This window comes from Chitinimonas lacunae (assembly GCF_042650885.1).
GTDB classification, from domain to species: domain Bacteria; phylum Pseudomonadota; class Gammaproteobacteria; order Burkholderiales; family Chitinimonadaceae; genus Chitinimonas_A; species Chitinimonas_A lacunae.
Map to the genome: position 1 here is coordinate 834,685 of NZ_JBHSBU010000001.1, position 26,433 is coordinate 861,117.

At 61.9% G+C, this 26,433-nt stretch carries 24 protein-coding genes; 6 read left to right on the plus strand and 18 right to left on the minus strand.

The features are described from left to right. Nucleotides 1-94 precede the first annotated feature (94 nt). Complete coding sequence (gene tdh / locus ACFOW7_RS03755) at nt 95-1,126, minus strand: L-threonine 3-dehydrogenase (RefSeq protein ID WP_378161177.1); 1,032 nt, start codon at nt 1,124-1,126, stop codon at nt 95-97. A 96-nt stretch (nt 1,127-1,222) separates the two neighbouring features. Then, the gene (locus ACFOW7_RS03760; protein ID WP_378161179.1) at nt 1,223-2,419 is read right to left on the minus strand and encodes a glycine C-acetyltransferase; all 1,197 of its coding nucleotides are present in this window, start codon (nt 2,417-2,419) and stop codon (nt 1,223-1,225) included. 179 nt (nt 2,420-2,598) lie between these two features. Between ACFOW7_RS03760 and ACFOW7_RS03765 the strand changes: the two genes are divergently transcribed. Genes ACFOW7_RS03765 through ACFOW7_RS03780 form a run of 4 tightly spaced genes read left to right on the plus strand, consistent with a single transcriptional unit; the run spans nt 2,599 to nt 7,431 of the window. Beyond that, entirely contained in the window at nt 2,599-3,021 is a 423-nt protein-coding gene (locus ACFOW7_RS03765) for a hypothetical protein (protein WP_378161181.1), read from the plus strand. After that, the gene (locus ACFOW7_RS03770) at nt 3,018-3,785 is read left to right on the plus strand and encodes a DUF2145 domain-containing protein (RefSeq protein WP_378161183.1); all 768 of its coding nucleotides are present in this window, start codon (nt 3,018-3,020) and stop codon (nt 3,783-3,785) included. Before ACFOW7_RS03765 ends, ACFOW7_RS03770 begins: the two co-directional genes overlap by 4 nt. A gap of 24 nt (nt 3,786-3,809) precedes the next feature. Next, complete coding sequence (locus ACFOW7_RS03775; RefSeq protein WP_378161185.1) at nt 3,810-5,693, plus strand: MFS transporter; 1,884 nt, start codon at nt 3,810-3,812, stop codon at nt 5,691-5,693. A gap of 1 nt (nt 5,694) precedes the next feature. Then, complete coding sequence (locus tag ACFOW7_RS03780; RefSeq protein ID WP_378161187.1) at nt 5,695-7,431, plus strand: ABC transporter transmembrane domain-containing protein; 1,737 nt, start codon at nt 5,695-5,697, stop codon at nt 7,429-7,431. A gap of 1 nt (nt 7,432) precedes the next feature. Here the strand turns inward: ACFOW7_RS03780 and ACFOW7_RS03785 are convergent, their stop codons facing one another. After that, a complete protein-coding gene (locus tag ACFOW7_RS03785) occupies nt 7,433-7,942 on the minus strand; it encodes a DUF4240 domain-containing protein (protein ID WP_378161190.1) in 510 nt (169 codons plus the stop codon). A 188-nt stretch (nt 7,943-8,130) separates the two neighbouring features. Here ACFOW7_RS03785 and ACFOW7_RS03790 point away from each other — a divergent pair, with 188 nt between their 5' ends. Next, nucleotides 8,131-8,691 carry an isochorismatase family protein gene (locus tag ACFOW7_RS03790; protein ID WP_378161192.1) on the plus strand — a complete coding sequence of 187 codons (561 nt, stop codon included), beginning with the start codon at nt 8,131-8,133 and terminating at the stop codon, nt 8,689-8,691. A 207-nt stretch (nt 8,692-8,898) separates the two neighbouring features. Next, nucleotides 8,899-9,843 (plus strand): GlxA family transcriptional regulator, encoded by a 945-nt coding sequence (locus tag ACFOW7_RS03795; protein ID WP_378161194.1) that lies wholly within the window; start codon nt 8,899-8,901, stop codon nt 9,841-9,843. Between the two features lie 340 nt (nt 9,844-10,183). Here ACFOW7_RS03795 and ACFOW7_RS03800 read toward each other — a convergent pair whose 3' ends face one another. The 15 genes from ACFOW7_RS03800 to ACFOW7_RS03870 form a co-directional block, all read right to left on the minus strand. After that, nucleotides 10,184-11,992: a GGDEF domain-containing protein gene (locus ACFOW7_RS03800; protein ID WP_378161197.1), complete on the minus strand. Its 1,809-nt coding sequence runs from the start codon at nt 11,990-11,992 to the stop codon at nt 10,184-10,186. 191 nt (nt 11,993-12,183) lie between these two features. Further along, nucleotides 12,184-12,633, minus strand: a complete 450-nt coding sequence (gene rplI / locus ACFOW7_RS03805) for a 50S ribosomal protein L9 (protein ID WP_378161199.1) — start codon at nt 12,631-12,633, stop codon at nt 12,184-12,186. Between the two features lie 20 nt (nt 12,634-12,653). After that, on the minus strand, nt 12,654-12,881 hold the full coding sequence (gene rpsR / locus ACFOW7_RS03810; protein ID WP_378161201.1) for a 30S ribosomal protein S18: 228 nt from the start codon (nt 12,879-12,881) through the stop codon (nt 12,654-12,656). Nucleotides 12,882-12,912: 31 nt separating this feature from the next. After that, the gene (gene priB, locus ACFOW7_RS03815; RefSeq protein WP_378161203.1) at nt 12,913-13,215 is read right to left on the minus strand and encodes a primosomal replication protein N; all 303 of its coding nucleotides are present in this window, start codon (nt 13,213-13,215) and stop codon (nt 12,913-12,915) included. Between the two features lie 17 nt (nt 13,216-13,232). Continuing rightward, nucleotides 13,233-13,610, minus strand: coding sequence for a 30S ribosomal protein S6 (gene rpsF, locus ACFOW7_RS03820; protein ID WP_378161205.1), 378 nt, complete (start codon nt 13,608-13,610; stop codon nt 13,233-13,235). 150 nt (nt 13,611-13,760) lie between these two features. Further along, complete coding sequence (locus tag ACFOW7_RS03825) at nt 13,761-14,243, minus strand: thioredoxin family protein (protein WP_378161207.1); 483 nt, start codon at nt 14,241-14,243, stop codon at nt 13,761-13,763. A 573-nt stretch (nt 14,244-14,816) separates the two neighbouring features. Beyond that, entirely contained in the window at nt 14,817-15,704 is an 888-nt protein-coding gene (gene sucD, locus ACFOW7_RS03830; protein WP_378161209.1) for a succinate--CoA ligase subunit alpha, read from the minus strand. A gap of 30 nt (nt 15,705-15,734) precedes the next feature. Further along, complete coding sequence (sucC, locus tag ACFOW7_RS03835; RefSeq protein WP_378161211.1) at nt 15,735-16,904, minus strand: ADP-forming succinate--CoA ligase subunit beta; 1,170 nt, start codon at nt 16,902-16,904, stop codon at nt 15,735-15,737. A 314-nt stretch (nt 16,905-17,218) separates the two neighbouring features. Then, nucleotides 17,219-18,655, minus strand: a complete 1,437-nt coding sequence (lpdA, locus tag ACFOW7_RS03840) for a dihydrolipoyl dehydrogenase (RefSeq protein ID WP_378161213.1) — start codon at nt 18,653-18,655, stop codon at nt 17,219-17,221. 38 nt (nt 18,656-18,693) lie between these two features. After that, nucleotides 18,694-19,716: an ATP-dependent Clp protease proteolytic subunit gene (locus ACFOW7_RS03845; protein WP_378161215.1), complete on the minus strand. Its 1,023-nt coding sequence runs from the start codon at nt 19,714-19,716 to the stop codon at nt 18,694-18,696. A 57-nt stretch (nt 19,717-19,773) separates the two neighbouring features. Then, complete coding sequence (gene odhB / locus ACFOW7_RS03850; protein WP_378161217.1) at nt 19,774-21,015, minus strand: 2-oxoglutarate dehydrogenase complex dihydrolipoyllysine-residue succinyltransferase; 1,242 nt, start codon at nt 21,013-21,015, stop codon at nt 19,774-19,776. 85 nt (nt 21,016-21,100) lie between these two features. Then, nucleotides 21,101-23,923, minus strand: coding sequence for a 2-oxoglutarate dehydrogenase E1 component (locus ACFOW7_RS03855; protein WP_378161219.1), 2,823 nt, complete (start codon nt 23,921-23,923; stop codon nt 21,101-21,103). A 163-nt stretch (nt 23,924-24,086) separates the two neighbouring features. Further along, on the minus strand, nt 24,087-25,370 hold the full coding sequence (gene gltA / locus ACFOW7_RS03860) for a citrate synthase (RefSeq protein ID WP_378161222.1): 1,284 nt from the start codon (nt 25,368-25,370) through the stop codon (nt 24,087-24,089). 71 nt (nt 25,371-25,441) lie between these two features. Then, nucleotides 25,442-25,705, minus strand: coding sequence for an FAD assembly factor SdhE (locus tag ACFOW7_RS03865; RefSeq protein WP_378161224.1), 264 nt, complete (start codon nt 25,703-25,705; stop codon nt 25,442-25,444). Nucleotides 25,706-25,715: 10 nt separating this feature from the next. Beyond that, nucleotides 25,716-26,426 carry a succinate dehydrogenase iron-sulfur subunit gene (locus ACFOW7_RS03870; RefSeq protein WP_378161226.1) on the minus strand — a complete coding sequence of 237 codons (711 nt, stop codon included), beginning with the start codon at nt 26,424-26,426 and terminating at the stop codon, nt 25,716-25,718. Between the last annotated feature and the right edge of the window lie 7 nt (nt 26,427-26,433).

Here is a 26,433-nt window from a genome sequence, read left to right on the forward strand (position 1 = left end):
GTCTAGAAAACCAAATAAAAAGGCATGCGCTTTACGCATGCCTTGTAAATCAGGGGAAGTCTAGGTGGATCTTCCCGTTCGTCCTGCTGGCCGATTACTCGCCGCTCCAGTCAAGCACCACCTTGCCCGACTGGCCCGACAGCATGGTTTCAAAGCCCAGTTGGAACTGGTCGACCGGCAGGCGGTGGGTGATCATCGGGCTCAGATCGAGACCCGATTGCAGCATGGCCACCATCTTGTACCAGGTCTCGAACATCTCGCGGCCGTAGATGCCCTTGATGATCAATCCCTTGAAGATCACCTGATTCCAGTCGATCGAGGTTTCAGCGGGCGGAATGCCGAGCAGCGCCACCTTGCCGCCGTGGTTCATCGCGCTCAGCAGGTCACGGAACGCGCGCGGATTGCCCGACATTTCCAGGCCGACGTCGAAGCCTTCGGTCATGCCGAGTTCCTTCATCACATCGTCGAGTTTCTGGCGGCCGACATTGACGGCCCGGGTGGCGCCCATCTTGAGTGCCAGGTCGAGCCGGTAGTCGTTGATATCGGTGATCACCACATGGCGAGCGCCGACATGGCGGCAGATGGCGGCGGCCATGATGCCGATCGGGCCGGCGCCGGTGATCAGCACATCCTCGCCGACCAGGTCAAAGCTCAGTGCCGTATGGGTGGCATTGCCAAACGGATCGAGAATGGCGGCGATATCGTCGGAGATATCGTCGGGAATCTTGAAGGCGTTGAAAGCCGGAATCGCCAGATATTCGGCAAACGCCCCTTCGCGGTTCACCCCTACCCCGACCGTATTGCGGCACAGATGGCGGCGTCCGGCGCGGCAGTTGCGGCAATGGCCGCAGGTGATATGGCCTTCGCCCGAGACGCGGTCGCCGATCTGGAAGCCGCGCACTTCCGAGCCCATCCCGACCACTTCGCCGACATATTCGTGGCCGACATGCATCGGCACGGGGATGGTCTTGCTGGCCCAGTCGTCCCAGTTCCAGATATGGATATCGGTGCCGCAGATGGCGGTTTTGCGGATTTTGATCAGCAGGTCGTTATGGCCGACTTCGGGTTTCTTGACACGCTGCAAGGTCAGGCCAGGGCCCGCTTCGGCTTTGACTAAGGCTTTCATCACTCTATCTGTCCCAATGAGGCATGGCGGACGGCCCGCCATGCATCGTTATAGTGCGGGCGGCTCCGCTTGGCGGGCGCCCGGTCGCGGCGTGGTTCAGACCACGCCCAGCTCGCGGCCGACTGCGGTAAAGGCGGCCACGGCGCGTTCGATATGCGCCGGCTCGTGGGCGGCGCTCATCTGGGTGCGGATACGGGCTTTGCCCTTGGGCACCACGGGATAGGAGAAACCAGTGACATAGACGCCGTGGCTCAGCAGCCGCGACGCCATTTCGGCGGCGATGCGGGCGTCGCCCAGCATCACCGGGATAATCGGATGCTGGCCCGGCACCAGGGTAAAGCCCGCTTCGCCCATGGCGCGGCGGAAATACTCGGCATTGGCCTGCAACTTGGCGCGCAGCGCCGGGCCTTCATCGCGTAGCAGTTCCAGCACGGCGATGCTGGCGGCCGTAATGGCCGGCGCCAGCGAATTGGAGAACAGATAGGGACGCGAACGCTGGCGCAGCCAGTCGATGATGGCGCGCCGGCCAGCAACATAGCCGCCCGAAGCGCCGCCCAGTGCCTTGCCCAGCGTACCGGTATAGATATCGACCCGGTCGGCCACGCCGCAGAATTCCGGGGTGCCGCGGCCATTGGCGCCGATAAAGCCGACGGCGTGCGAATCGTCGACCATCACCAGTGCCTGGTAGCGTTCGGCCAGATCGCAGACCGATTTGAGGTCGGCGATAATGCCGTCCATCGAGAAAACGCCATCGGTCACGATCAGCTTGAAGCGGGCGCCGGCAGCATCGGCCGCCTGCAACTGGGCTTCCAAATCGGCCATATCGTTGTTCTTGTAACGATAACGTTTGGCCTTGCACAGGCGGATGCCGTCGATGATCGAGGCGTGGTTCAGCTCATCCGAAATCACCGCGTCCGCTTCGCCGAGCAGGGTTTCGAATACGCCGCCGTTGGCGTCGAAGCAGCTCGAATAGAGGATGGTGTCGTCCGTGCCGAGAAAATCCGAGATGGCCGCTTCAAGGTCTTTGTGGACGCGCTGGGTGCCGCAGATGAAGCGCACCGACGCCACGCCATAGCCATAGTCGTCGAGGCCGCGCTTGGCGGCGGCGATCAGGCGCGGATCGTCGGCCAGACCCAGATAGTTGTTGGCGCAGAAATTCAGAACTTCGGCGCCGTCGGCGAGTTGGATATCGGCGCGTTGGTGGCTGGCGATTACCCGCTCGGGCTTGAAGAAACCCGCCTCGCGAACTGCGGCCAGTTCGCCTTCGAGATGGGTAAGGAATGCCTGGTTCATCGTGTCTCCTCTACAGTCTGATGGACCGTGGTTATGCACCGCGCCCGGCTTGGGGCCGACGCGCGCCGATTCTACCACCGCGCCCCGGCCATACCGTCCGGCGCCGGATACTTTTCACGCTAGTACCGGAACACGGCAGGTGATAAAACCACGCCATCACCACAAAACAAGGACTTGCCATGTTCAGCCTCGTCCCTGCCTTGTTCGCCGCCAAACTGGCCGTCATGGCCGTACCGGCGTATTCGCGCGATAGTGCCGAATCGATGGTGCTCTCGGCCTTTATCAGCGTCACCCCGAGCGTGCTGGTGTCCGATGGCAAGCCCTTCGAGCTGTTCCTGGTCAGCGGCGGCCTGGTGATCGGTTCGGTCGAGCTGGTCGGCAATTCGACCAGGGTGGTGATCCAGCGCAGCAGCGATGGTGTCAGTGCCGTGATCGAACTCAGCGCCGAGGCCATGGCGCGGCTGTCGGCGCTGCTCGGCCGTCCCGTCAAGGTCGTGGCCGAACCGACCGGCCATGCGCTGATCAGCGACGACAAGCTGGTCGCCTATATCCCCAACGCCACCGGCCGGCCGCTGCTGCATCAGCATAAGGTCGGCCAATGAAGGCAGTCGGCGCGCTGGTGGTACTGCTGGCGCTGACACCTGCCCTGGCCGGGCAGAACTGCGAAGCGCGTGCGCCCAGTTTTGCGATGGTGAGCAAGTCGTTCCAGCTTGGGCTGGCGATCCGCCACAAGCTCGACGCCAGCGACGCCAAGCTGGCACTGCTGGCAAGAGTAGGCCGCGATATGTCGCGCTACCAGTTACGGTATTCCCATATGGGCTTTGTGGTGCGCGACCATCCACGCGGGCCGTGGACGGTGGTCCATCTGCTCAATCACTGCGCCAGCGACCGGTCCGAACTGTTCGAGGAGGGACTGGCCAATTTCTTTCTCGACGATATGTTTGCCTATGAGGCGCTGCTGCTGATTCCCACGCCGGCGCAGCAGGAGCGGCTGGTCAAGGTGCTGGCCCAGCCCAGGCGCCTGTTCGAGGCTCGCTATAACCTGGTGGCCTACCCGTTTTCCACCCGCTATCAGAATTCCAATCAATGGCTGCTGGAAACCCTGGCCGATAGCCAGGGCGACCGGCATGCGGCCCAGCAGTGGTTGCAGGAGCAAGGTTATCGGCCCAGCACCTTGCGAATTCCGACGCTGACCCGGCTGGGCGGGCGGATGTTCAGCGCCAATATCGCCTTCGACGACCATCCGTTCGACCGCCGCATGGCCGGCAGGATCGATGTGGTGACGGTCGAATCATTGGTGGAATTTCTACAAAGGCAGAATTGGCTGTCGGCACAGGAAGTGGTTACTCTACCGCCATCGCCCTGAGGGCCTGTTCCGTCGAGGACGTTCGTGAGCCATAACAGTCAATTCGATCTGTTTCGTAGTCGTCGTTTTCTTCCGCTGTTCCTGACCCAATTCCTGGGTGCCTTCAACGACAATCTGTTCAAGAACGCGATGCTGGTGCTGATCGCGTTCTTTGGTCTGGGCTTTGCCGGGCTCGATGCGCCGACGCTGGTCAATGCCGCAGCCGGTATCTTTATTCTGCCGTTCTTCCTGTTCTCGGCCACTGCCGGGCAACTGGCCGAGAAATACGACAAGGCCCGACTGGCCCGTTTCATCAAGCTGCTCGAAATCGTCATCATGGCGCTCGCCGCTGTCGGTTTCTACCAGCGCAGCGCCGCCGTGCTGATGGGCTGCCTGTTCTTGATGGGCATCCACTCGGCGCTGTTCGGACCGCTCAAATATTCGATCCTGCCGCAGTACCTGGATGAACGTGAACTGCTCGGCGGCAATGGCCTGATCGAGATGGGCACCTTTATCGCCATTCTGCTGGGCCAGATCGGCGGCACCCTGATCGTGCAGCGCAGCCCCGATAGTGCCACCATGATTGCCGGTGCCTGCCTGGGCGTGGCGGTGCTGGGCTATCTGACCAGCCGCTCGATGCCGCCGGCGCCACCGCTGGCCAGCCACTTGCCGATCAACTGGAATATCTTCAGCGAAACCTGGCACATCATCGGCTACGCCGCGCGCAACCGCACGGTATTCAATTCGCTGATGGGGATTTCCTGGTTCTGGTTCTTCGGGGCGGTCTATCTGACCCAATTGCCGACCTATAGCCACGATATCCTGCACGGCAATGCCGAGGTCTATACCCTGATGGTGGCCCTGTTCTCGATTGGGGTAGGCGCGGGCTCGGTGCTGTGTGAAAAGCTCTCGGGCCGCAAGATCGAAATCGGCCTGGTGCCGTTTGGCTCGATCGGCCTGAGTCTGTTTGGCATCGACCTCTATTTCGCCGCTCCCACTCCGGTCGGCGGCTCGCTGGTCGACGCCGTGACCTTTGCCTCCCAGGCGAGCAACTGGCGCGTGATGGTCGATATTCTGCTGATGGGCGTTTTCGGCGGTTTCTTTATCGTGCCGCTCTATGCCCTGATCCAGCTTCGCACCGAACCCCAATACCGCTCGCGCGTCATTGCCGCCAATAACATCCTCAATTCGTGCTTTATGGTGGTGGCGGCTGCCATGAGCATTCTGATCCTCAAGCTCGGCGCCAGCATTCCGCAGCTGCTGCTGATCGTGGCACTGATGAATATCGCGGTGGCGATTTATATCTATGCGCTGGTGCCCGAGTTCCTGATGCGTTTCCTGGTCTGGGTGCTGACCCATACCATGTACCGGGTGCGCCATCACGGCCTGCACCATATTCCTGACGAAGGGCCGTGCGTGCTGGTCTGCAACCACGTCAGCTTCATGGATGCCATGGTGATCGCCGGGGCCGTGCGGCGGCCGGTGCGGTTTGTGATGGATCATCGGATCTTCAAGATTCCGCTGCTCAATTTCTTTTTCCGCACCGCCGGTGCCGTACCGATTGCGCCGGCCAAGGAAGACCCGGCAATGAAGCAGCGGGCCTTCGAGCGGGTGGCGCAGTATCTGGCCGAGGGCGAAGTGGTGTGTATCTTTCCCGAAGGCCGCATTACCTATACCGGCGATATCAACCCGTTCAAGCCGGGGATCGAAGAAATCATCAGCCGTACCCCGGTGCCGGTGGTGCCGATGGCGCTGCGTGGTCTGTGGGGCAGTTTCTTCAGCCGCAAGGATGGCACTGCCATGTTGAAGATGCCGCGCCGTTTCTGGTCGAAGATCGAACTGGTGGCCGAAGCGCCGGTGCCCGCAGCCGACGTCAGCGCCGCCGATCTGGAGCGCCGTGTCGGTGCCCTGCGCGGTGATTGGCGCTGAGATGGCCACCCATTCGCCCTGGCGGCTGTTGCGCGAGCTGCTGCGTCCCTATCACGGCCGTATCGCGCTGGCCGGTATTGCCCTGCTGGTGGCGGCTGGCTCGATGCTGCTGGTCGGCCAGGGTCTGCGGGCAGTGATCGACCGCGGTTTCGTCGCCAGCGACCCGGCCTTGCTCGACCGGGCGCTGCTGGGGCTGTTCGGTCTGATCGCCGTGATGGCCGTGGCGACCTATGGCCGCTTCTATATGGTGTCCTGGCTGGGCGAGCGCATCACCGCCGATCTGCGCCGCCGCGTCTATGACCATCTGCTGGCGCTGCCGCCGTCGTTTTTTGAAGAGGCAAGGACCGGCGAAGTGCTGTCTCGCCTGACCAACGACACGGCGCAGATCGAAACCGTGGTCGGATCGAGCGCCTCGATGGCGCTACGCAACGCACTGATGCTGGTCGGTGGACTGATCATGCTGCTGCTGACCAGTATCAAGCTGACCTTGCTGGTGCTGGTCTGTGTGCCGCTGGTGCTGACGCCCATCCTGTTGTTCGGCCGCCGGGTCCGCCGGCTGGCGCGGGCAAGCCAGGATCGGATCGCCGAGCTTGGCATCACCATCGACGAGACGATTCACGAGATCCGCACCGTGCAAGCCTATGTCCACGAGGACGCCGACCGTGCGCTGTTTGCCGGGCGGGTGGAGAACTCGTTCGATACGGCCCGTCAGCGCATCAGCACCCGGGCCACGCTGATCGTGGCGGTGATGGTGCTGGTATTCGGCGCCGTGGCGCTGATTCTGTGGGTCGGCGGCCATGATGTGCTGGCCGGCCGGCTCAGCGCCGGCCAGTTATCGGCCTTTGTGTTCTACGCAGTGGTGGTCGCTGGCGCCGTGGCGACGATTTCCGAGGTGATCGGCGATGTGCAGCGCGCCGGTGGCGCCCTGGAGCGCCTGATCGAGCTGCTGGCGACGCCGGCCGCGATCACCGCGCCGCCGCAGCCCCAGCCCTTGCCACAGCCTTCGCGTGGCGACATCCGTTTTGAGGCGGTCGATTTCCGCTATCCGAGCCGGCCGCAGCAGAAGGCGCTCGATGGCTTCAGCCTCGAAATCGGTCGCGGCGAAAAGGTGGCGCTGGTTGGGCCGTCGGGCGCGGGCAAGAGCACGGTATTTCAGCTCTTGCTGCGCTTTTACGATCCGGAGCGGGGAACGGTATGGGTCGATGGGGTGGACGCCCGCATGGCCGACCCGGCGGCCCTGCGGCGGCAGATGGCCCTGGTGTCGCAGGAAGCGGTGATCTTCGCCGCCAGTGTGCTCGACAATGTGCGCTACGGTCGGCCCGAGACCAGCGAAGCGGCCGTGCGGGCCGCCTGTGTGGCGGCCTATGCCGATGAATTCGTCAATCAGTTACCCGAAGGCTATCTCACCCATCTGGGCGAGCGTGGGGTGCGCTTATCGGGCGGTCAGCGCCAGCGGATCGCCATTGCCCGGGCCATTCTGGCCGACCGGCCGATTCTGCTGCTCGACGAGGCCACCAGCGCACTCGACACCCATAGCGAGCGCATGGTGCAGATGGCCTTGGAGCGGCTGATGGAGCATCGCACCACGCTGATCGTGGCCCACCGCCTATCGACTGTGCAGCATGCCGACCGAATTGCCGTGGTCGAGGCCGGCCGCATTGTCGGCCTGGGCAGCCACGAGACGCTGTTGCGTGACAGTCCGCTCTATCGCCAGCTCGCCACTGCCCAATTGCACTGAGCTATACCCAGCCGAGCTTGCCGGCCAGCCGGGGGAAGCGGCGCTCCAGCTCTTCTTCCTGCCACGGCTCGCCGAGCGGTTCGTCTTCGGTCTCGACCGGCCGCTCGGGGAATTCCCGTTCAGGCTGGCCGGTCTTTTCGCTCCAGGCCTGGACGATCACATAGGGCAGCTCTTCCAGTTCGCAGTAGTCTTCTTCCCTGACCTGATCGGCCAGGCTGTCGGGGTCGGCCAGCGCCGCCTCGAACTGGGCCTTGCCACGTGAAATCAGCCAGTTGCGAAAATAGTCGAAGCCATCGTCAGAGCAACCGCCACCGATCAGAAATGCCGCGCCCCATAGCGGCCACTGATAGGACTGGGCGAAATATTCGCCATAGATCCGGTCAAACTCCACGATTTCCTGCGGTGGCAGTGCCACCAGCGCCTCCTGCAACAGCGACATATGCATATCGCAATCGCCATCGGCTTCCTCGCGGGTCCGCTCGATCAGTTGCCAGAAAGTGGTCTTATCCATCTTCTTTCTCCTCTGTCTGTATGGAAATATTCTGTCGAGTCCATCATAGCGATGTCGCGCCAGGCTGCCAGTTGGCACACTCGGGACAAGCATGTCCCGATTTGTCCCATTCCTGTCTTGATCTGCCCTGAACACAAGGTAGGGAGCCACCTACAATCGCTTCACCATTCACGCAAGGGAGTCCCAAAATGTCCGCAGCTCTGTTGGTGATCGATGTGCAGGAGTCGTTCCGCCACCGCCCTACCTGGCAACCGGCCGAAATCCCGGCCTTCAGCGATGCTGTCAATCGGCTGGTCGCCGCAAGCCGGGCCAGCGGGGTACCGGTGGTGCGGGTGTTCCATCTTGAAGACGAAGGTCCGTTCGACCCGAGCACCGGCTTTGTCGTCCCGCTTGAAGGGATCGACGCCTACGCCGATCATCGGGTGAACAAGCGGGTCCATAGCGCACTGGTCGGCACCGACCTGCTGCCCTGGCTCAAGGCGCGTGGTATCGACCGGCTGATCATCTCGGGCATCCGTACCGAGCAATGCTGCGAAACCACTGCCCGGCATGCGTCCGATCTGGGTTTCAAGGTTGACTATGTGACGGAAGCCACCCTGACTTTCCCGATCCGGCACAGCAACGGCCGCGAATACAGCACGGCCGAGATCAAGGAAAGGACCGAGCTGGTGCTGACCGGCCGCTTTGCCACCATTCGCACCGTGGCCGAGATCGAGGCAGAGCTGCAAGGCCAGACGATGCAGGCCTGATCGGTTTCCGCATCGGCGACGCTTCGGCATCCGAGCCGGCTGCCAACCGGCTCGGACGCCATCGAAAGCCCGCTTTCCGGCTCGTCGCTTCCTGCGGCGAGCCGTATCGTCATTGCAGGGCAGCCAAGACCGGACGGCCAATCCACGTCATCGATCTGAACTGCCTTACAAAGTTATTGATTTAAAAGGCACAAAGGTACAAGTCGTATGTCGCCGATCCCGGTCTATCTATTGCTCCTGCCTGGCGTGCTGATGCTCGATTACGCCGGCTGTGCCGAAGCGCTGCGCCTGGCCAATAAACAGGGCTCGGCCTTTACGCTGCACCATATCGGGCCCGAACCCCATCCCGCGAGTTCGCTGGGTCTGCTGCTTGGCGGGGTGGAACCTATGCCGGACCATCTGCCCGACGGCGCCTGGATTGTGGTGCCGGGCCAGACCACGGTATCGATCGACAGCCAGCCAGCCGCCCGCCAGGCGGCGGTGCGCTGGTTGCGTGGAATCTGGCGCGAAGGGCTGCAACTGGTGACGATCTGCTCGGGTGCCTTGTTGGCGGCTCAATGCGGGCTGCTCGACGGTCGTCGCTGCACCACCCACCACAGTCTGATCGAGCGGCTGCGCCACAGCGCGCCCAACGCCAGGATCGAAGACGACCGGGTCTTCGTGATCGACGGCCCGTTCGCCACCTCGGCCGGTATCACCACCGGGATCGATCTGACACTTGAGCTGCTGTCGCGCCAACTTGGCCCCAAGCTGGCGCTCGATGTGGCGCGGGAAATGGTGGTCTGGCTACGCCGCGACGACAGCACGCCGCAACTGTCGCCCTGGCTGTCTCATCGCAGTCATCTGCATCCGGCCGTCCACCGCGTCCAGGACGCCATCGCAGCCGAACCGACCCGGCCGTGGCAGCGCGAGGAACTGGCCGCCATCGGCTGCGTCAGCGCGCGTCATCTGAGTCGGCTGTTTCGCCAATACGCAGGAATCAGCCTGCTCGACTATCAACACAGTCTGCAACTGGCCCTGGTCGAGCCGCTGTTGCGCGATAACGGCCAGTCGCTCGAGCGGATCGCCGAAAGCGCCGGTTTCGGCTCGGTGCGCGATCTGCGGCGGGTGTGGGGTAAGCAACGCGGGACGGCGCTGCGGCGAGTGGGGTGAGGAGGAAGTGGCTGGCTGGGAAAATGAAAATTATCAGCAGAATCACTGCAAGCCGTGAAGCCGCAAATAAAGAAAAATAATGGTTTTTGGCTCGAACCGATTCCACCGTGCCGACTGGGCGGGTAGATCGACGGGCGCTTTGATGGGGCTTTTACGCTCGATGTATGCTGTCCGGTCTTCTGTCAACTAGCGCATTTCCAGCCGATTCGGCGTCAGCGAGTCCAGACCTCGAAGCGCTGCGCCAGCGCATTTCCGGACGAGTGGGAGCCGGTGTGCCCGGCCTTGAAGGTGCGCGCTTCGTACTCCAGGAGTTTCCATTGCCGACTCCGCCGGAAACGGCCTATTCCTCCCACACCGTCACTTGGTTCTTACCGGCCTTCTTGGCTTCGTACATGGCCTGGTCGGCCCGTTCGATGGCCACTTCCTGGCCTTCGCCGTCGTGGTAGAGGGTGACGCCGGCGCTGAAGGTGATCAGCAGCCGTTCGTTGTTGTGGAGGAAGAAGCGTTTGGTGAGGTCGCGCTGCACGCGGCGCATGATGGCGGCGGCTTCGGACAGTGAGGTTTCGGGCAGCAGGATCACGAATTCCTCGCCGCCATAGCGGGCCACCACATCGGTCGGCCGCAGCGACTCGCGCACCACATTGACCAGATGGATCAGCGCATCGTCGCCGGCCTGATGGCCGAGCTGGTCGTTCAGTTTCTTGAAATTATCGATATCGAGCATGGCCAGACACATCGGCTTGCCGCTGCGTTCCTTGCGGGCCAGCTCGGTGGCGAATGCCTCATCGAAGCCGCGCCGGTTGAGGGCGCCGGTCAACTGGTCTTCGCGCACTTTCTCGCTGATGGAGCGCAGTTCGGCTTCGAGCTCGTCGATCCGCTGCTCGGCCGCTTCGGCCTTGGTGCGTGCCTCGATCAGCTCATCGCGCGACCGGGTGATATCGACCTGCATATGGCGGGTGTCCTGGATCAGTTCTTCCAGGATATGGTGCAGATCGCCCAGGCCGCTGGCGTCCTGGATCCGCTCGGCGTAGCCCTCGATCTTGTCGTGGTAGTCGCCGGTCGAGACGGCCATGCCGCCCAGGCGGTCGATAAACAGCGACAGCATGCTTTTGATCGAAGCCTGGGCTTCGCTCAGATTGTCGCGCAGCATGCCCTGGCGGTAGATGACTTCCTTGAAGCCGACTTCGGCATCGTAGATACGGCGCATATTGAGCGGCTGCGACAGAATATCGCGCACCACTTCAAATTGACCGCGTACCCAGCCGTCTTCCTCGCCGCTCAGTGCCACCAGATTGTCGGTCAGCAGAAACAGCAGATTGACCAGCCCGCGAGCCACCCGCTCTTCGCGTTCACTTTTGAGTTCAAGCTGGATCCAGAAGCGGCGCAGCCGGCCATAGAGAAAATCGAGCCCCTGCTCGCTCGATACCGCCTCGGCCGCCTGAGCGAGGCTGGCCGCTTCTTCGGCCAGTTCCGGATAGCCGGTGAGCCGCTCGGCCAGGCCGATCTGTAGCGTCTTGGCCAGCATCTCGCGCCAGCGCTCCCAGGCCGGAGTGGCCTGGCCGGATTCGGGGACGGGTTCAGTGGTGGGGGCGGGTTCGGGAGCAGCTTCTTCGACGGGGGGATTTTCTTCGTCGGCGGTTTCGATGCCGCTGACTTCGCCTTCGCTCCAACTGCGGACCAGGGCATCCAGCTTCTGGTTGAGCAGCGCGGGCGAGCTGCCGAAGTTGACCAGTACTCGGCCGAGGGATTCACTTTTACGGGCGGAATTGAAATGGGGACTGCGGCGTTCCCACTGGGTGATCAGGGCACGGATCAGATCGGCCCAGGGGCGGGTCAGCTCGGCCTGGCCGCCCTGCCCTTCGATACCGGCAATCAGCAGCGCCGGGATGGTATGCCATTCACGCGCCAGACCGGCTTTTTCGATCAGGCTGAGCTGGCGGACCAGCTCAGTGGTTTGACGCGGCATGGCGCGCAGTGCTTCGACCAGGGCGCGCACCAGGGGATGCAATGACGGGGCGTTGCGACCATCCTGACCGGCGATTTCCTGATAGATCTCTTCGTAGCGGTCAGGCGTAGGCGGAATGCGCCGTACGGCCAGTTGCCGCAAGGTTTCGCGGGCGATATCGGTCGGGTTGGTCAGTCTAGACATATGCCTGTGGCAACAGCGCCACTTGCGGGTGATCGATTGGGCAAAGTATAGAGGCTGGGCCGGATGACGGACAGTAGAGATTCCCGTCATGTCGACGGGAAAAAATGCTCACGCCGCCAGGGAAAAACACAAAGAAAAAGGGCCCGATCACTCGGGCCCTTTTGCCGGTCGAAACCGCGATGCCGGGACGATTACTCGCCCACCACCGTGATCTTGACATTGGCGGCCACGTCGGTATGCAGGGCGACGACGATGTCGTATTCGCCGATCTGCTTGAACGGACCTTCGGGCAGACGCACTTCACCCTTGACCACTTGCAGGCCGGTCGCTTGGCTCAGGGCGGTAGCGATGTCCTGGGTGGTGACGGAACCGAACAGACGACCATCAACGCCAGCCTTCTGGGCGATGGTGACGCTCAGACCTTCGAGCTTCTCGGCACGGGCCTGGGCAGCGGCCAGCGCTTCGGCGGCCAGCTTTTCCAGCTCGGCACGACGGGCTTCGAACTGCTTCAGGTTGGCTTCCGTAGCACGCTTGGCCTTGCCTTGCGGGATCAGGAAGTTGCGGGCGTAACCGTCTTTGACTTTGACGATATCGCCGAGCGAACCCAGGTTGGTGACTTTCTCGAGCAGAATAATTTGCATGGTGATGTCCCCTTAACCGATCAGTGCAGGTCGGTGTAAGGCATCAGGGCCAGGAAGCGAGCGCGCTTGATGGCGGTCGACAGTTGGCGCTGGTAGCGAGCCTTGGTACCGGTGATACGGGCCGGGATGATACGGCCGTTCTCGTTGATGAAGTCCTTCAGGAGATTGACGTCTTTGTAGTCGATTTCCTTGATGCCTTCGGCGGTGAAGCGGCAGAACTTCCTGCGCTTGAAAACTTGACGGGACATGATTTACCTCAGTTTGCTTGAATCTTGAAGATCAGGGCCGGGCGTGACGGGTGACATGGAGTACCAGACTGCTGAGCCAGCGTCGGCTACGGGCGGCAAAGAATCCCTTGACGACGATTTCCTCGTCCACAGCGTATTTCGCAATCGCCGTGGCAGGTTCGCCGAGGCAGACACAAGGAATCTCACACCTGACCTGTCGCTCGATACCAGCTTCGAGCTGCTGCGACTCGTGGGCGATCTTGAATTCAATCGCCGGGATGCCCGCCGGGGTATAGCGCACCGGCGCCACCTCGATCAGACGGCCGCTTACGACGACCTGGTTTCTCTCACTCAACCCGGTTTCGCCGGGCTTCAGGCCGCAGCGGCTTCCTTGGCGTCGCCAGCCGGAGTCGGGGTGAGCGACTTGGCTTTTTCTTCCTTCATCATCGGGGAAGCGTCAACCACGGCGCGTTCCATCTTGATGGTCAGGTGGCGCAGCACAGCGTCGTTGAACTTGAAGGCGTGTTCGAGTTCGTCGAGGATGGCTTGGCTGATTTCCACGTTCATCAGAACGTAGTGAGCCTTGTGGATCTTCTGGATCGGGTAGGCCAGTTGGCGGCGGCCCCAATCTTCAAGGCGGTGAATCTTGCCGCCGTCGTTGGCGATCATCGTCTTGTAGCGCTCGATCATCGCGGGCACTTGCTCGCTTTGATCGGGATGCACGATGAACACGATTTCGTAGTGTCGCATGTGATCTCCTTGCGGATTGAATCAGCCTTCCGCCATGCGAGCGGTAAGGCAAGGTGGAAAAGAGCGCGGATTCTAAACGATAGGCAGCGCCGGCACAATCGCGCGGCGCTGCGAAACGGCTGTTTTCGGTAAATTATTTCCGTAGACCGCCTACTTCTTGGCCTGAGCCTGTGCCGCCATATCGCGGAAGAAGCCGTAGACCCCCTCTTCGCTCATCTTGCGGGTGTTGGCCAGCTCACCTGCCTTGGTGGCGTACAGCACTTCATTGTCGGGCGACAGCACGACCACGGCCGGAATGCCCTTCTTGGTGGGTTCGCCATAGGCACGCGACAGGTCCATATTCTTGTCGTAGCGGCCGATGTCGACCTTCACCACGGCAAATTCCTTGGCGACCAGACTGGCGTTGCGTTCGCTCTTGAGTGTCTGGTCGAGCACGCGGCAATCGGGGCACCAGTTGGCGCCGAATACCAGCAGCACCTTGCGCTGGTCGGCACGCGCCGCCACCAGGGCTTTCTTCAGGTCTTCCTTGGCATTGGCACTCTCATCGTAAGCCACGGCCGGCACGGTGGCCGGGTCGGCCGCCTGGGCAAGCCCAGTGAGCGACAGCAGAGCGGCAAGTAACAGCGACTTCATCTTCATCCTCCCAAACGATGTAAAAAGAAAATAGTCAGCCAAGGCACTACAAGACGTGTAGCCATCAAAAAAGGAAATAGAAAAAACCTCTATTTCCTCTTTGGGGCCTTGCCTGCGCCAACCATCCTGTCCTCTCCGCGTCAACAAGGCTCAGCGACTCGCCCGATCACGGCGGAGGGCCATATGGCGACAATCAACGCAACATCGTCCGTTATATCGCCACCAGCACTGAAAGGATAGTTATCGCTAAGCATATTACTCGACTCGTTTGCCGCCCCACTCATCCTTCCCGTCCCCGCCTCGGCTCCGGATGCAGCACCCCCCTCTCCACTGCAACGCCGATCCACAGGGAAATGCATATCGACCCTGTCCTGGAAAAGCGCGATTTCCGGCTCGTCCACCACCATCGAATAAGGACCTTCTGCTTCACACCGAGGACGGAGAAACGGCTTTTCTTGCTGACCTGGCAACGGTTGGGCGATCTGGCACGTCGGAGTCGTCACATCCAGTGGTCGAGCCAAGAAAAAACGCCACCCCGAGGGATGGCGTTTGGGACGACGACGAAGCGACGTCTTACTTCACCATGCCCTTGCTCTTCAGTACTTCGAGCATGGTCTTGCCGATTTCGGCCGGGCTGCGGGTGTAGGCGATGCCGGCCTTCTCGAAGGCCTGGAACTTCTCTTCGGCCGTGCCCTTGCCGCCGGCGATGATGGCACCGGCGTGGCCCATCCGCTTGCCCTTGGGCGCGGTGACGCCGGCGATATAGCCGACGACGGGCTTGGTCACATAGGACTTGGCGAACTCGGCTGCTTCCTCTTCGGCCGAACCGCCGATTTCACCGATCATGATGATGGCGTCGGTGTCGGGATCGTCCTGGAACAACTTCAGGGCATCGATATGGCTGGTGCCAGGGATCGGATCGCCGCCGATACCGATACAGGTGGACTGGCCCAGACCCAGCGCGGTGGTTTGTGCCACGGCTTCGTAGGTCAGGGTGCCCGAGCGGCTGACGATGCCGATGCGGCCGGGGTTGTGGATATGCCAGGGCATGATGCCGATCTTGCACTCGCCCGGAGTGATCACGCCGGGGCAGTTCGGGCCGATCAGGCGGATGCCGGCTTCATCGACGGCGCGCTTGACGTACAGCATATCGATGGTCGGCACGCCTTCGGTGATGCACACCACCAGCTTCACGCCAGCGTCGATGGCCTCGAGGATCGAGTCCTTGGCAAACGGGGCCGGCACGTAGATCACCGAGGCATCGGCCTGGGTGTCGCGCACGGCATCGCGCATGGTGTTGAACACCGGCAGACCCAGATGGGTGGAACCACCCTTGCCCGGGGTCACGCCGCCGACCACCTTGGTGCCGGTCTTCAGCGCCTGCTCGGCGTGGAAGGTGCCGTTCTTGCCGGTGAAACCTTGCACCAGCACTTTCGTGTCTTTATTGACGAGTACGCTCATTGTTTCGACTCCTGTGTCTCGCGCGGGGGATTAGGCGGCCTGGACGGCAGCAACGATCTTCTCGGCAGCGTCGTTGAGACCCTGGGCCGAAGTGAGCTTCAGGCCCGATTCGTCGAGGATCTTGGCGCCGAGTTCGGCGTTATTGCCTTCGAGACGCACCACCACCGGCACAGTCACGTTCACTTCCTTGACGGCAGCGATAATGGCTTCGGCGATCATGTCGCAGCGGACGATGCCACCGAAGATATTGATCAGGACGCCCTTGACCGACTCATCGGCCAGGATCAGCTTGAAGGCTTCGATCACCCGCTCCTTGGTGGCACCGCCACCAACGTCGAGGAAGTTGGCCGGTTGGCCGCCCTTGAGCTTGATGATGTCCATGGTGGCCATGGCCAGACCGGCACCGTTCACCATGCAACCGATATTGCCTTCGAGTGCCACGTAGTTGAGGTCGAACTCGGAAGCCTTGAGTTCGCGCTCGTTTTCCTGGCTCTTGTCGCGCAGCGCCACGATGGATGGCAGGCGGAAAGCGGCGTTGCTGTCGATGCCGATCTTGGCGTCGACGCAGGCGAGCGAACCGTCGCCACGGATGGCCAGCGGGTTGATTTCAAACAGGGCGAAGTCGTTCTCGACGAAAGCTTTGTAAGCGCCCAGCATCAGTTCGGTGAACTGCTTGATCTGACCATCGACCAGACCCAGGGCGAAGGCGACTTCGCGCGCCTGGAACGGTTGCAGGCCAACCAGCGGATCGACCACGGTCTTGATGATCTTTTCCGGGGTGTTGTGCGCTACTTCCTCGATCTCGACACCGCCTTCGGTGGAGGACATGAAGACGATGCGCTGGGTGCTGCGATCGACCACGGCGCCCAGATACAGCTCGCGCTGCACCGGGTACATATCTTCGCAAACCAGCAGCGAGTTGACCGGCTGGCCCTTGGCGTCGGTCTGATAGGTCACCAGACGCTTGCCCAGCAGCGACTTTGCCACTTCAGAAGCCTCTTCGGCGTTCTTCACCACCTTGACGCCACCGGCCTTGCCGCGGCCACCGGCGTGGACCTGGGCCTTGACGACGGCGAACTTGCCGCCCATGGCGCGGAAAGCGTTCGCGGTTTCTTCGGGCGTGGTGGCCAGGATGCCTTTTTGCACCGGCAGGCCGTATTTGGCCAGCAGCTCTTTCGCTTGGTATTCGTGGAGATTCATTTTGATGATTCCCTGTTGAGAGGAAGTTACTTGTACCGGTGCCGGGAAAGGCGCGGGCGGCCCAGATGGCCGCCCTGCCCTGCCCTGCACCCAAGTCCGGTCCGGCCACTGCCAGCAGGGGCAATCGCCGGGCTTTTACGAATCTTAGTAATTATCCTATGCCGCCAGCTGCTGCGTCCGTTGTTTCTTCAAATAATCTGGTCAGCCCTTTGCAAGCCTTACAGAAGAGCGAACTCAAAACGGCAACTAATCTGCTATGTCAGTCATGTTCCGACACGAAGATCGGACATAGGATATTTAGTGCATTTTTCTTATCAGCTATGCAGCGTGCGGCCATCGCAACCCAGCGCCGCCTCGTGCATGGCTTCGCTCAGCGACGGATGGGCGTGGACGATGCGGGCCAGGTCTTCCGAGCTGGCCGAGAATTCCATCGCCACCACGGCTTCCGAGATCAGCTCGGACGCGAACGGACCGACGATATGTACGCCGAGGATACGGTCGGTCTGCTTGCAGGCCAGCATCTTGACAAAGCCCTTGGCTTCGCCGAGCGCCAGGGCGCGGCCGTTGGCCGAGAACAGGAATTGGCCTTTCTTGTATTCGATGCCTTCGGCCTTGAGCTGCTGCTCGGTCTTGCCGACCCAGGCGATTTCGGGGCTGGTGTAGATCACCCACGGAATCACGCCGAAATCGACATGCGGATGCTGACCGGCGATCCGTTCGGCCACGGCCACCCCTTCTTCCGAAGCCTTGTGCGCCAGCATCGGGCCGCGCACCACGTCGCCGATGGCCCAGACATTGGGCAGATTGGTACGGCAATCGTCATCGACCTCGACCTGGCCGCGTTCGTTGAGCTTGAGACCGACTTCGGCTGCACCCAGACCATCGGTGTTGGGCACGCGGCCGATGGCCACGATCAGGCGGTCGAACACGTTCTTCTGGGCAGCGCCCGAGGCGTCGGTCCAGTTGACCGTGATGTCCTTCTTGCCGGTCTTGATTTCGCCGAGCTTGACGCCGGTGTGGATCAGCAGGCCGGTTTCCTTGGTCAGGTATTTCTGCGCTTCGCGGGCCACTTGCTCGTCGGCGGCGCCCAGGAAGGTCGGCATCGCTTCGAGCACGGTGACTTCAGCGCCAAGGCGCTTCCAGACCGAACCCATTTCCAGACCGATCACACCGGCCCCGATCACGCCCAGGCGCTTCGGCACGGCCGGAATCGCCAGGGCGCCCTCGTTGTCGAGCACCAGTTGATTGTCGATGGTGACACCAGGCAATTGACGCACCTTGGAGCCAGTGGCGACGATCACATGGGTGGCTTCGATGGTGTCGGACTTGCCGTCGGCGCCCTTGACCTCGAGCTGCCACTTGTCACCGGCGCGGCCCTTGAAGCTGCCAAGACCGTGCAGGCTGGTCACCTTGTTCTTGCGGAACAGGAAGGCGATGCCACCGGTGTTCTTGCTGATGATGTCTTCCTTGCGCTTGAGCATCTGCGCCACGTCCATCTTGACCGTGCCGGTCGAGATGCCGTGGTCGGCGAACTTGTGCAGGGCGCGCTCATAGTTCTCCGACGATTCGAGCAGGGCCTTCGACGGGATGCAGCCGACGTTGAGGCAGGTACCGCCCAGGCTGGGCTTGCCGTCCTTGCTGCTGGTGGCGTCGATACAGGCAGTGCTGAAACCGAGCTGGGCGGCACGGATGGCTGCAACGTAGCCGCCGGGGCCGCCGCCGATCACCACGACATCGAATTGCTTGGACATTCAAAAACTCTCCGGTTGGCCGACGGGGGCGAATCCCGTCAGCGGATATGCAGGCGCGAGGTACGCCGCTTGCCGTCCACCACCTCGGTCTTGCGCCAGGTGCTTTCGTCGTTGAGGGTGCGCCAGCGGCGCTCCTCGCGGAGATACACCCAGTCGCGCTCGTTCTGGTAGAAGATCTGCGTATCGCGTGCCTCGATGATATTGAGGATGCTGTTGTCGTGCTGGTTGCACTCGTCGAAGTCGGTGACGGCACGTTGGCCCATCTCCGAATAGAACTCGTTGAGTACCAGCAGCATATTGTTGGTCTCGTCGTCGAGCCCTTCGACATTGAGACCGATCCGCGCCGCTTCGCGCCGGGTGATCGGGTAGCTGTGCGAGGGATAGTCGCTGTTCATATGCTGGCTGATCGCGGTGGCCCGGGCGTCGTCGGTCATGTGATAGCGCAGGATTTCGGCGCAGATGCGGATCGACAGACTGCTCGAGCGATCGATCGCCCCCACCACCAGCGGATGGATATAGCGGAAGATTTCGCTATACGGATTGGTGGCGTGGTGCTCCTGACCACTCAGGCGCCAGAGCCGGATGATCCGGGCCAATTCGTCGGCGCTCACGCTGACCCGGTCGTTGTCGCGATCGAGCGGCGACAGATCGTGGGTCAGCGAAGAATCGACCGCCGTCAGATAGGACAGCGGCCCCATCCGGATCACATCGGCACCCAGGGCAATCATGGTGGCGGCCGAGGCGCATTCGAGCGGAACCAGCACATTGATGCGGCCACAATACTGCCGCATCAGATGCACGATACGCAGCGCCGACTCGGGGTCGCCGCCGCGTGACTTGATGAACAGCGAAATCTCGTTCTGCGTCCCGATCTTCTGGAACAGGTTATGCAGTGCCACCAGATCGTTGGCACAGACCGACCCATTGTTCGAGGTCCAATACGCCAACAGCCGGTGGCCGAGTCTGGCTTCGAGTTCACCGATCAGTTGCTGGGTCTTGGGGAACAGCACTGGCGGCCGCTTGACGCGCGGTTTCTTCACTTCGTCTTTGGCTTCGGTCATATTGGTCTCCTCCTGCTCCGGCGACCCCGGCCGGACGGCCGGGGACGGCGGGACGGTTTACAGGTCCAGCAGCAAGCGGGCCGGGTCTTCGATCGCGTCTTTGATCGCCACCAGGCTCAGCACCGCTTCGCGGCCGTCGATGATACGGTGGTCATAGCTCTGTGCCAGATACATCATCGGACGTACCACCACTTCGCCGTTTTCGACCACGGCGCGATCCTTGGTGGCATGCATGCCGAGGATGGCCGATTGCGGCGGGTTGATGATCGGGGTGGACATCATCGAGCCGAAAGTGCCGCCGTTGGAGATGGTATAGGTGCCACCCGACAGCTCTTCGATGCTCAGCTTGCCTTCCTGGGCACGCTTGCCGAAGTCGGCGATCTGCTTTTCGATCTCGGCCAGGCTCAGCTGGTCGGCATTACGGATCACCGGCACCACCAGGCCGCGCGGGCTGCCCACGGCCACGCCGATGTCATAGTAACCATGGTAGACAATGTCGCTGCCGTCGACCGAGGCATTCACGATCGGGAATTTCTTCAGGGCATGCACGGCCGCCTTAACGAAGAACGACATAAAGCCGAGCTTGACGCCGTGTTCCTTCTCGAACTTGTCCTTGTAGCGGTTACGCAGATCCATCAGCGGCTTCATATTGACCTCGTTGAACGTGGTCAGGATGGCGGCGGTGGATTGCGACTGGACCAGGCGCTCGGCCACGCGCTGACGCAGACGCGACATGGCCACGCGCTGTTCGGGACGATCACCCTGGATCTCGACCGGGGCCACGGCCGGTGCCGGCGCCGGAGCGGGCGACTTGGCGGCGTTGACCACGTCTTCCTTGAGCACCCGACCACCACGGCCGCTGCCTTCGACCTTGCTGGTGTCAACGCCCAGATCGGCTGCCGCCTTCTTGGCGGCCGGCATCACGGCGGTGCCGAAACCGATGGCGTTCTCCGGCACACCTGCCTTCTTGGCAGCTTCAGCGACACGGCCGGCTTCCGCGGCGGGCGTGGGAGCCGGCGCAGGTGCCGGGGCGGCGGCGGGAGCCGGGGCGCCTGCCCGGGCTTCGGTATCGATGGTGGCGATGATTTCGTTGCTGACCACGGTAGCGCCGTCGTTCTTGACGATCTTGACCAGCACGCCGGCTTGCGGTGCCGGCAGTTCGAGCACCACCTTGTCGGTTTCGAGATCGATCAGGTTCTCGTCACGTTCGACATAGTCGCCCGCCTTCTTTTTCCAGGCCACCAGCGTGGCTTCGGACACCGACTCGGGCAATTGCGGGACTTTGACTTCGATCAACATTTATTGTGACTCCAGGTTTTTTGCAGCCTAGCGTTGGGGTAGAACACGGCAAGCGGCCGCCCGTGGGCGGCCGGCTTGGCACGATTTACTTGCTGAGGGTCATGGCTTCGTCGAGGAAGGCCTTGAGCTGGGCGACGTGCTTGCTCATATAGCCCACCGCCGGCGAGGCCGAGGACGGCCGTCCGGCATACAGCAGGGCCTGCTTGGGCCGCATGCAGTTTTCCAGACGGTGGCGGATCTGATGCCAGGCGCCCTGGTTCTTCGGCTCTTCCTGCACCCACATGATCTCGCGCGCCACGATGTACTTGTCGAGTTCGGCCTTGAGCTCTTCGGTCGGGAAGGGATAGAGCTGCTCGACCCGGACGATGGCGATATCCTTGATGCCACGTTCCTTGCGGGCGTTCTGCAAGTCGTAGAACACCTGGCCCGAGCACACCAGCACGCGCTTGACCTTCTTGACATCAGGCTGGTCCGGGTCGCCGATCACCGGACGGAAGCCGCCCGAGGTGATCTGCTCGAGCGGGCTCATCGAGTCCTTGTAGCGCAGCAGGCGCTTGGACATCAGGATGATCAGCGGCTTGCGGTAGGGCCGCAGCATCTGCCGGCGCAGCACATGGAACATCTGGGCCGCTTCGGACGGCATCACGATCTGCACATTGTGCTCGGCGCACAATTGCAGATAGCGCTCGAGACGGGCCGACGAGTGCTCGGGACCCTGGCCATCGTAACCATGCGGCAGGATCATGGTCAGGCCGCAGTAACGGCCCCACTTGGTTTCACCCGACGTGATGAACTGGTCGATCACCACCTGGGCGCCGTTGCCGAAGTCGCCGAACTGGGCTTCCCAGATCACCAGTTCGTCCGGTGCCGAAGAGCTGTAGCCGTATTCGAAGGCCAGCACCGCCTCTTCGTTGAGGATCGAGTCGATCACCAGGAAATGGGCCTGATTGTCCGACAGATGGCGCAGCGGCACATAAGCGCCCTGGTCCCAGCGCTCGCGGTTCTGGTCGTGCAGCACGGCATGACGGTGCGAGAAGGTGCCGCGGCCCGAGTCTTCGCCCGACAGACGCACGCCATAGCCTTTTTCCAGCAGCGAGCCGTAGGCCAGCGTCTCGGCCATCCCCCAGTCGATTGCCTGGTTGCCAGCAGCCATTTCTCGGCGGGCGGCCAGGACCTTGTCCACGGTGGGATGGAGCTTGAATTCTTCGGGAATCCGGGTCAGTTTTTCGCCCAGACGCTGCACTTCGCCGGCCGACAGGGTGGTATCGGTCGGATGAGCCCAGTGGGTGCCCTTGAAGGCGCCGTAGTCGATGGCAAAGCTGCGCTTGAAGTCGGTCAGGGTGGTCTGTTCGACATGCTCACCCTTGTCGAGCGCGGCGCGGTAGGCCTTGATCAGCTCATCGGCCTCGGCTGCCGACAGCAGACCTTCGCCGATCAGACGGTCGGCGTAGAGCTTGCGTGCGCCGGGGTGCTTGGCGATCTTCTTGTACATCATCGGCTGGGTCAGCATCGGGTCGTCGCCCTCGTTGTGCCCGAGCTTACGGAAGCAGACCAGATCGATCACCACGTCCTTGTGGAACTTCATGCGGAATTCGAGCGCCGCCTGCATCACCAGACAGACCGCTTCCGGGTCGTCGGCGTTGACGTGGAAAATCGGCGCTTCGATCATCTTGGCGATATCGGTGCAATACAGGGTCGAACGCGCGTCGCGGGTGTCCGAAGTGGTAAAGCCGATCTGGTTGTTGATAACGATATGCACCGTGCCGCCGACACCATAGCCACGGGTCTGCGACAGGTTGAAGGTACCCTGGTTGGTGCCAAGGCCGATAAAGGCCGCGTCACCGTGCAGCAGCACCGGCAGCACCTGATCGCCGGTACGGTCGCCACGGCGCTGTTGCCGGGCACGGGCCGAGCCCACCACCACCGGATTGACGATTTCGAGGTGCGACGGGTTGAAGGCCAGACTGACGTGGATCGGGCCGCCCGGGGTCGGGATATCGGAGCTGAAGCCCATATGGTATTTCACGTCGCCCGACGGCAGATCCATGGTCGACTTGCCCTCGAATTCCGAGAACAGTTCGGCCGGACGCTTGCCCAGGGTATTGACCAGCACATTGAGGCGGCCACGGTGGGCCATGCCAATCACCATTTCCTGCACGCCCACGGCGCCGGCACCCTGAACCAGATGGTCCATGGCGGCGATCAGGCTTTCCCCGCCTTCGAGCGAGAAGCGCTTCTGACCGACGTATTTGGTATGCAGATAACGCTCGAGCGTTTCGGCGGCGGTGATCTGCTTGAGGATGCGCGCCTTCTTGGCCTGGTCGAAGCTCGGGGTCGAGCGGATCGACTCGAAGCGCTGCTGCACCCAGTGCTTCTGTTCCGACTGGGTGATATGCATGTATTCGAGACCGACATTGCTGCAGTAGGTCTGCTTCAGGCGGGCCACAATATTGGCGAGCGAATCACGCTCGGGGCCGACCAGGCTGCCACAGTCGAACTGTAGCGCCATATCGGCGTCGGTCAGGCCGTGGTAGGACGGCTCGAGCTCGGGCACCGGATTGAGATCCATGCGCTTGAGCGGATCGAGGTTGGCGTGACGCGAGCCCAGCACCCGGTAGGCCGAGATCAGCTTGAGCACCGCGACCTGCTTTTTCATCGACGCCGATTCGCTGGCGGCGCTGCGCGTCGCCAGACGTGGCTGCTTGGCCAACTGGATAAACGACTGCTCGATCGGCGCACGCGGAATATCACGATCCGCACTGCCGGGCAGTTGTTGCAGTTTGTCGAAATAATCCCGCCATTCCTGCGGGACCGACTGCGCGTCGGCAAGATATTGCTCGTACAGCTCCTCGATGAACGGCGCATTGCCGCCGAACAGATAGGAGTGGCTCATGAAGGTTTGCATCATGGTGAGGCCTTTTCCGGATTCCTTCTTCGCCCCCGGTTGAGGCGGGACGATTTCGACAAACGACTTGGGATAAAACGAACGGATGATTCGAGCCATACCGATGCCCCGCCGTCCGTCGGGGCATCGGTACGCTCCGGCCGGCAGGCCGGAGCGTCAGACGGGATTACTTGCGCTCGTCGAGCGGAACGTAGTCGCGACGCGGCGAGCCGGTGTAGAGCTGACGCGGACGACCGATCTTCATGGTCGGGTCGGCGATCATCTCGGTCCAATGCGAGATCCAGCCCACGGTGCGGCTCAGGGCGAAGATCGGGGTGAACATCGACACCGGGATGCCGATGGCCGACAGGACGATGCCCGAGTAGAAGTCGACGTTCGGGTAGAGCTTGCGCTCGACGAAATACGGGTCGTTCAGGGCGATCTCTTCGAGCTTCATGGCCAGCTTGAACTTCGGATCGTCCTGGAGGCCCAGTTCGGTCAGCACTTCGTGGCAGGTGCGGCGCATGATCTCGGCGCGCGGGTCCATATTCTTGTACACGCGGTGGCCAAAGCCCATCAGCTTGAAGCGCTTGTCCTTCACGCCCTGGATGAATTCGCCGATCTTCGACTCGTCGCCGATCTCGGCCAGCATCTTCAGCACCGCTTCGTTGGCGCCGCCGTGCGACGGGCCCCACAGACAGGCGATACCGGCAGCGATACAGGCAAACGGATTGGCACCCGACGAGCCGGCCAGACGGACGGTCGAGGTCGAGGCGTTCTGTTCGTGGTCGGCGTGCAGGATAAAGATGCGGTCGAGCGCCTTGGCCAGCACCGGGTTGACCTTGTACTCGGTCACCGGGGTCGAGAACATCATATGGAGGAAGTTCTCAGCGTAGGACAGACCACCCTTCGGATAGGAGAACGGCAGACCCTTGTTATAGCGGTAAGCCTGGGCGGCGATGGTCGGCACCTTGGCGATCAGGCGGAAGGCCGACACTTCGCGATGGTGCGGATCGTTGATATCGAGCGAGTCGTGGTAGAAGGCCGACAGCGCGCCGACCACCCCGACCATCACGGCCATCGGGTGGGCGTCGCGGCGGAAACCCTTGTAGAACGACAGGATCTGGTCATGCAGCATATTGTGGCGCATGACCATATAGTCGAAGTCGGCCTTTTCCTTGGCGTTGGGCAGTTCACCGTTCAGCAGCAGGTAGCACGCTTCGAGGAAGTCGCTGTGCTCGGCCAGCTGTTCGATCGGGTAGCCACGGTAGTAGAGCTGGCCCAGATCGCCATCGATAAAGGTGATCTTGGATTCGCAACTGGCGGTCGCCAGAAAACCCGGGTCGTAGGTGAACAGGCCGGTCTTGCCGAAGCTGCGGATATCGACGACATCGGGGCCGAGCGAGCCTTTCAGTACCGGCAGCTCGATCGAGTTCTGGTCGCCGTTATACGAGAGCGTGACCTTATCCATATTAGAAGTGCTCCTGAATTGTAGTTTCGGGTCGCGCCGGACCTGATCGGTCCGGCACGCGAATTACCGCATTATTGTTGATTTCCGGGCGCTTGCCAGCTACGCAGCCGGACCACCAGGGACTGGAAGCGTGGATCGTCGCTGTCGGTACGGCCATCGACCAGATCGAGCAGGTCGTTGTCCGGCAGCATCAGCAGATCGTCGTAGGCGGCCAGGGTCGCCTCGTCCAGATGCTCGAACTCGTGCGCCAGAAAGCGTTGCAGCACGAGATCCAATTCCAGCAGTCCGCGCCGCGAACGCCAGCGGATGCGGTTCTTGTCCGCCTCGGTATACATGACGACGACCTCAGACGATGCGCTTGACCATCAGATCCTTGATCTTGCCGATGGCGCGGGTCGGGTTGAGATCCTTCGGGCAGACATCGACACAGTTCATGATGGTATGGCAGCGGAACAGCCGGTACGGGTCTTCCAGATTGTCGAGCCGCTCGTTGGTCGCGGTATCGCGGGTATCGGCGATAAAGCGGTAGGCAGCCAACAGACCGGCTGGGCCGACGAATTTGTCGGGGTTCCACCAGAACGATGGGCACGAGGTCGAGCAGCAGGCGCACAGAATGCACTCGTACAGGCCATCGAGCTCCTTGCGGTCTTCAGGCGACTGCAGACGCTCGCGCTCGGGCGGCGGCGTGTCGTTGACCACATAGGGCTTGATCGAGTGGTACTGCTTGAAGAACTGGGTCATGTCGACGATCAGGTCGCGCACCACCGGCAGACCCGGCAGCGGCCGGATTTCGATCGGCTGCTTCAGGGTATCGATATCGGTGATACAGGCCAGGCCGTTCTTGCCATTGATATTCATGGCGTCGGAGCCGCAGACGCCCTCGCGGCAGGAACGACGAAACGACAGGGTGTCGTCCTTGACCTTGAGCTTGACCAGGGCATCGAGCAGCTTGCGCTCGGTCGGGTCGAGTTCGACGCTGATATCCTGCATATAAGGCTTGGCGTCCTTATCCGGATCGTAGCGGTAGAGACTGAATTTGACGGTACGGGTGGTCATTGCTAAT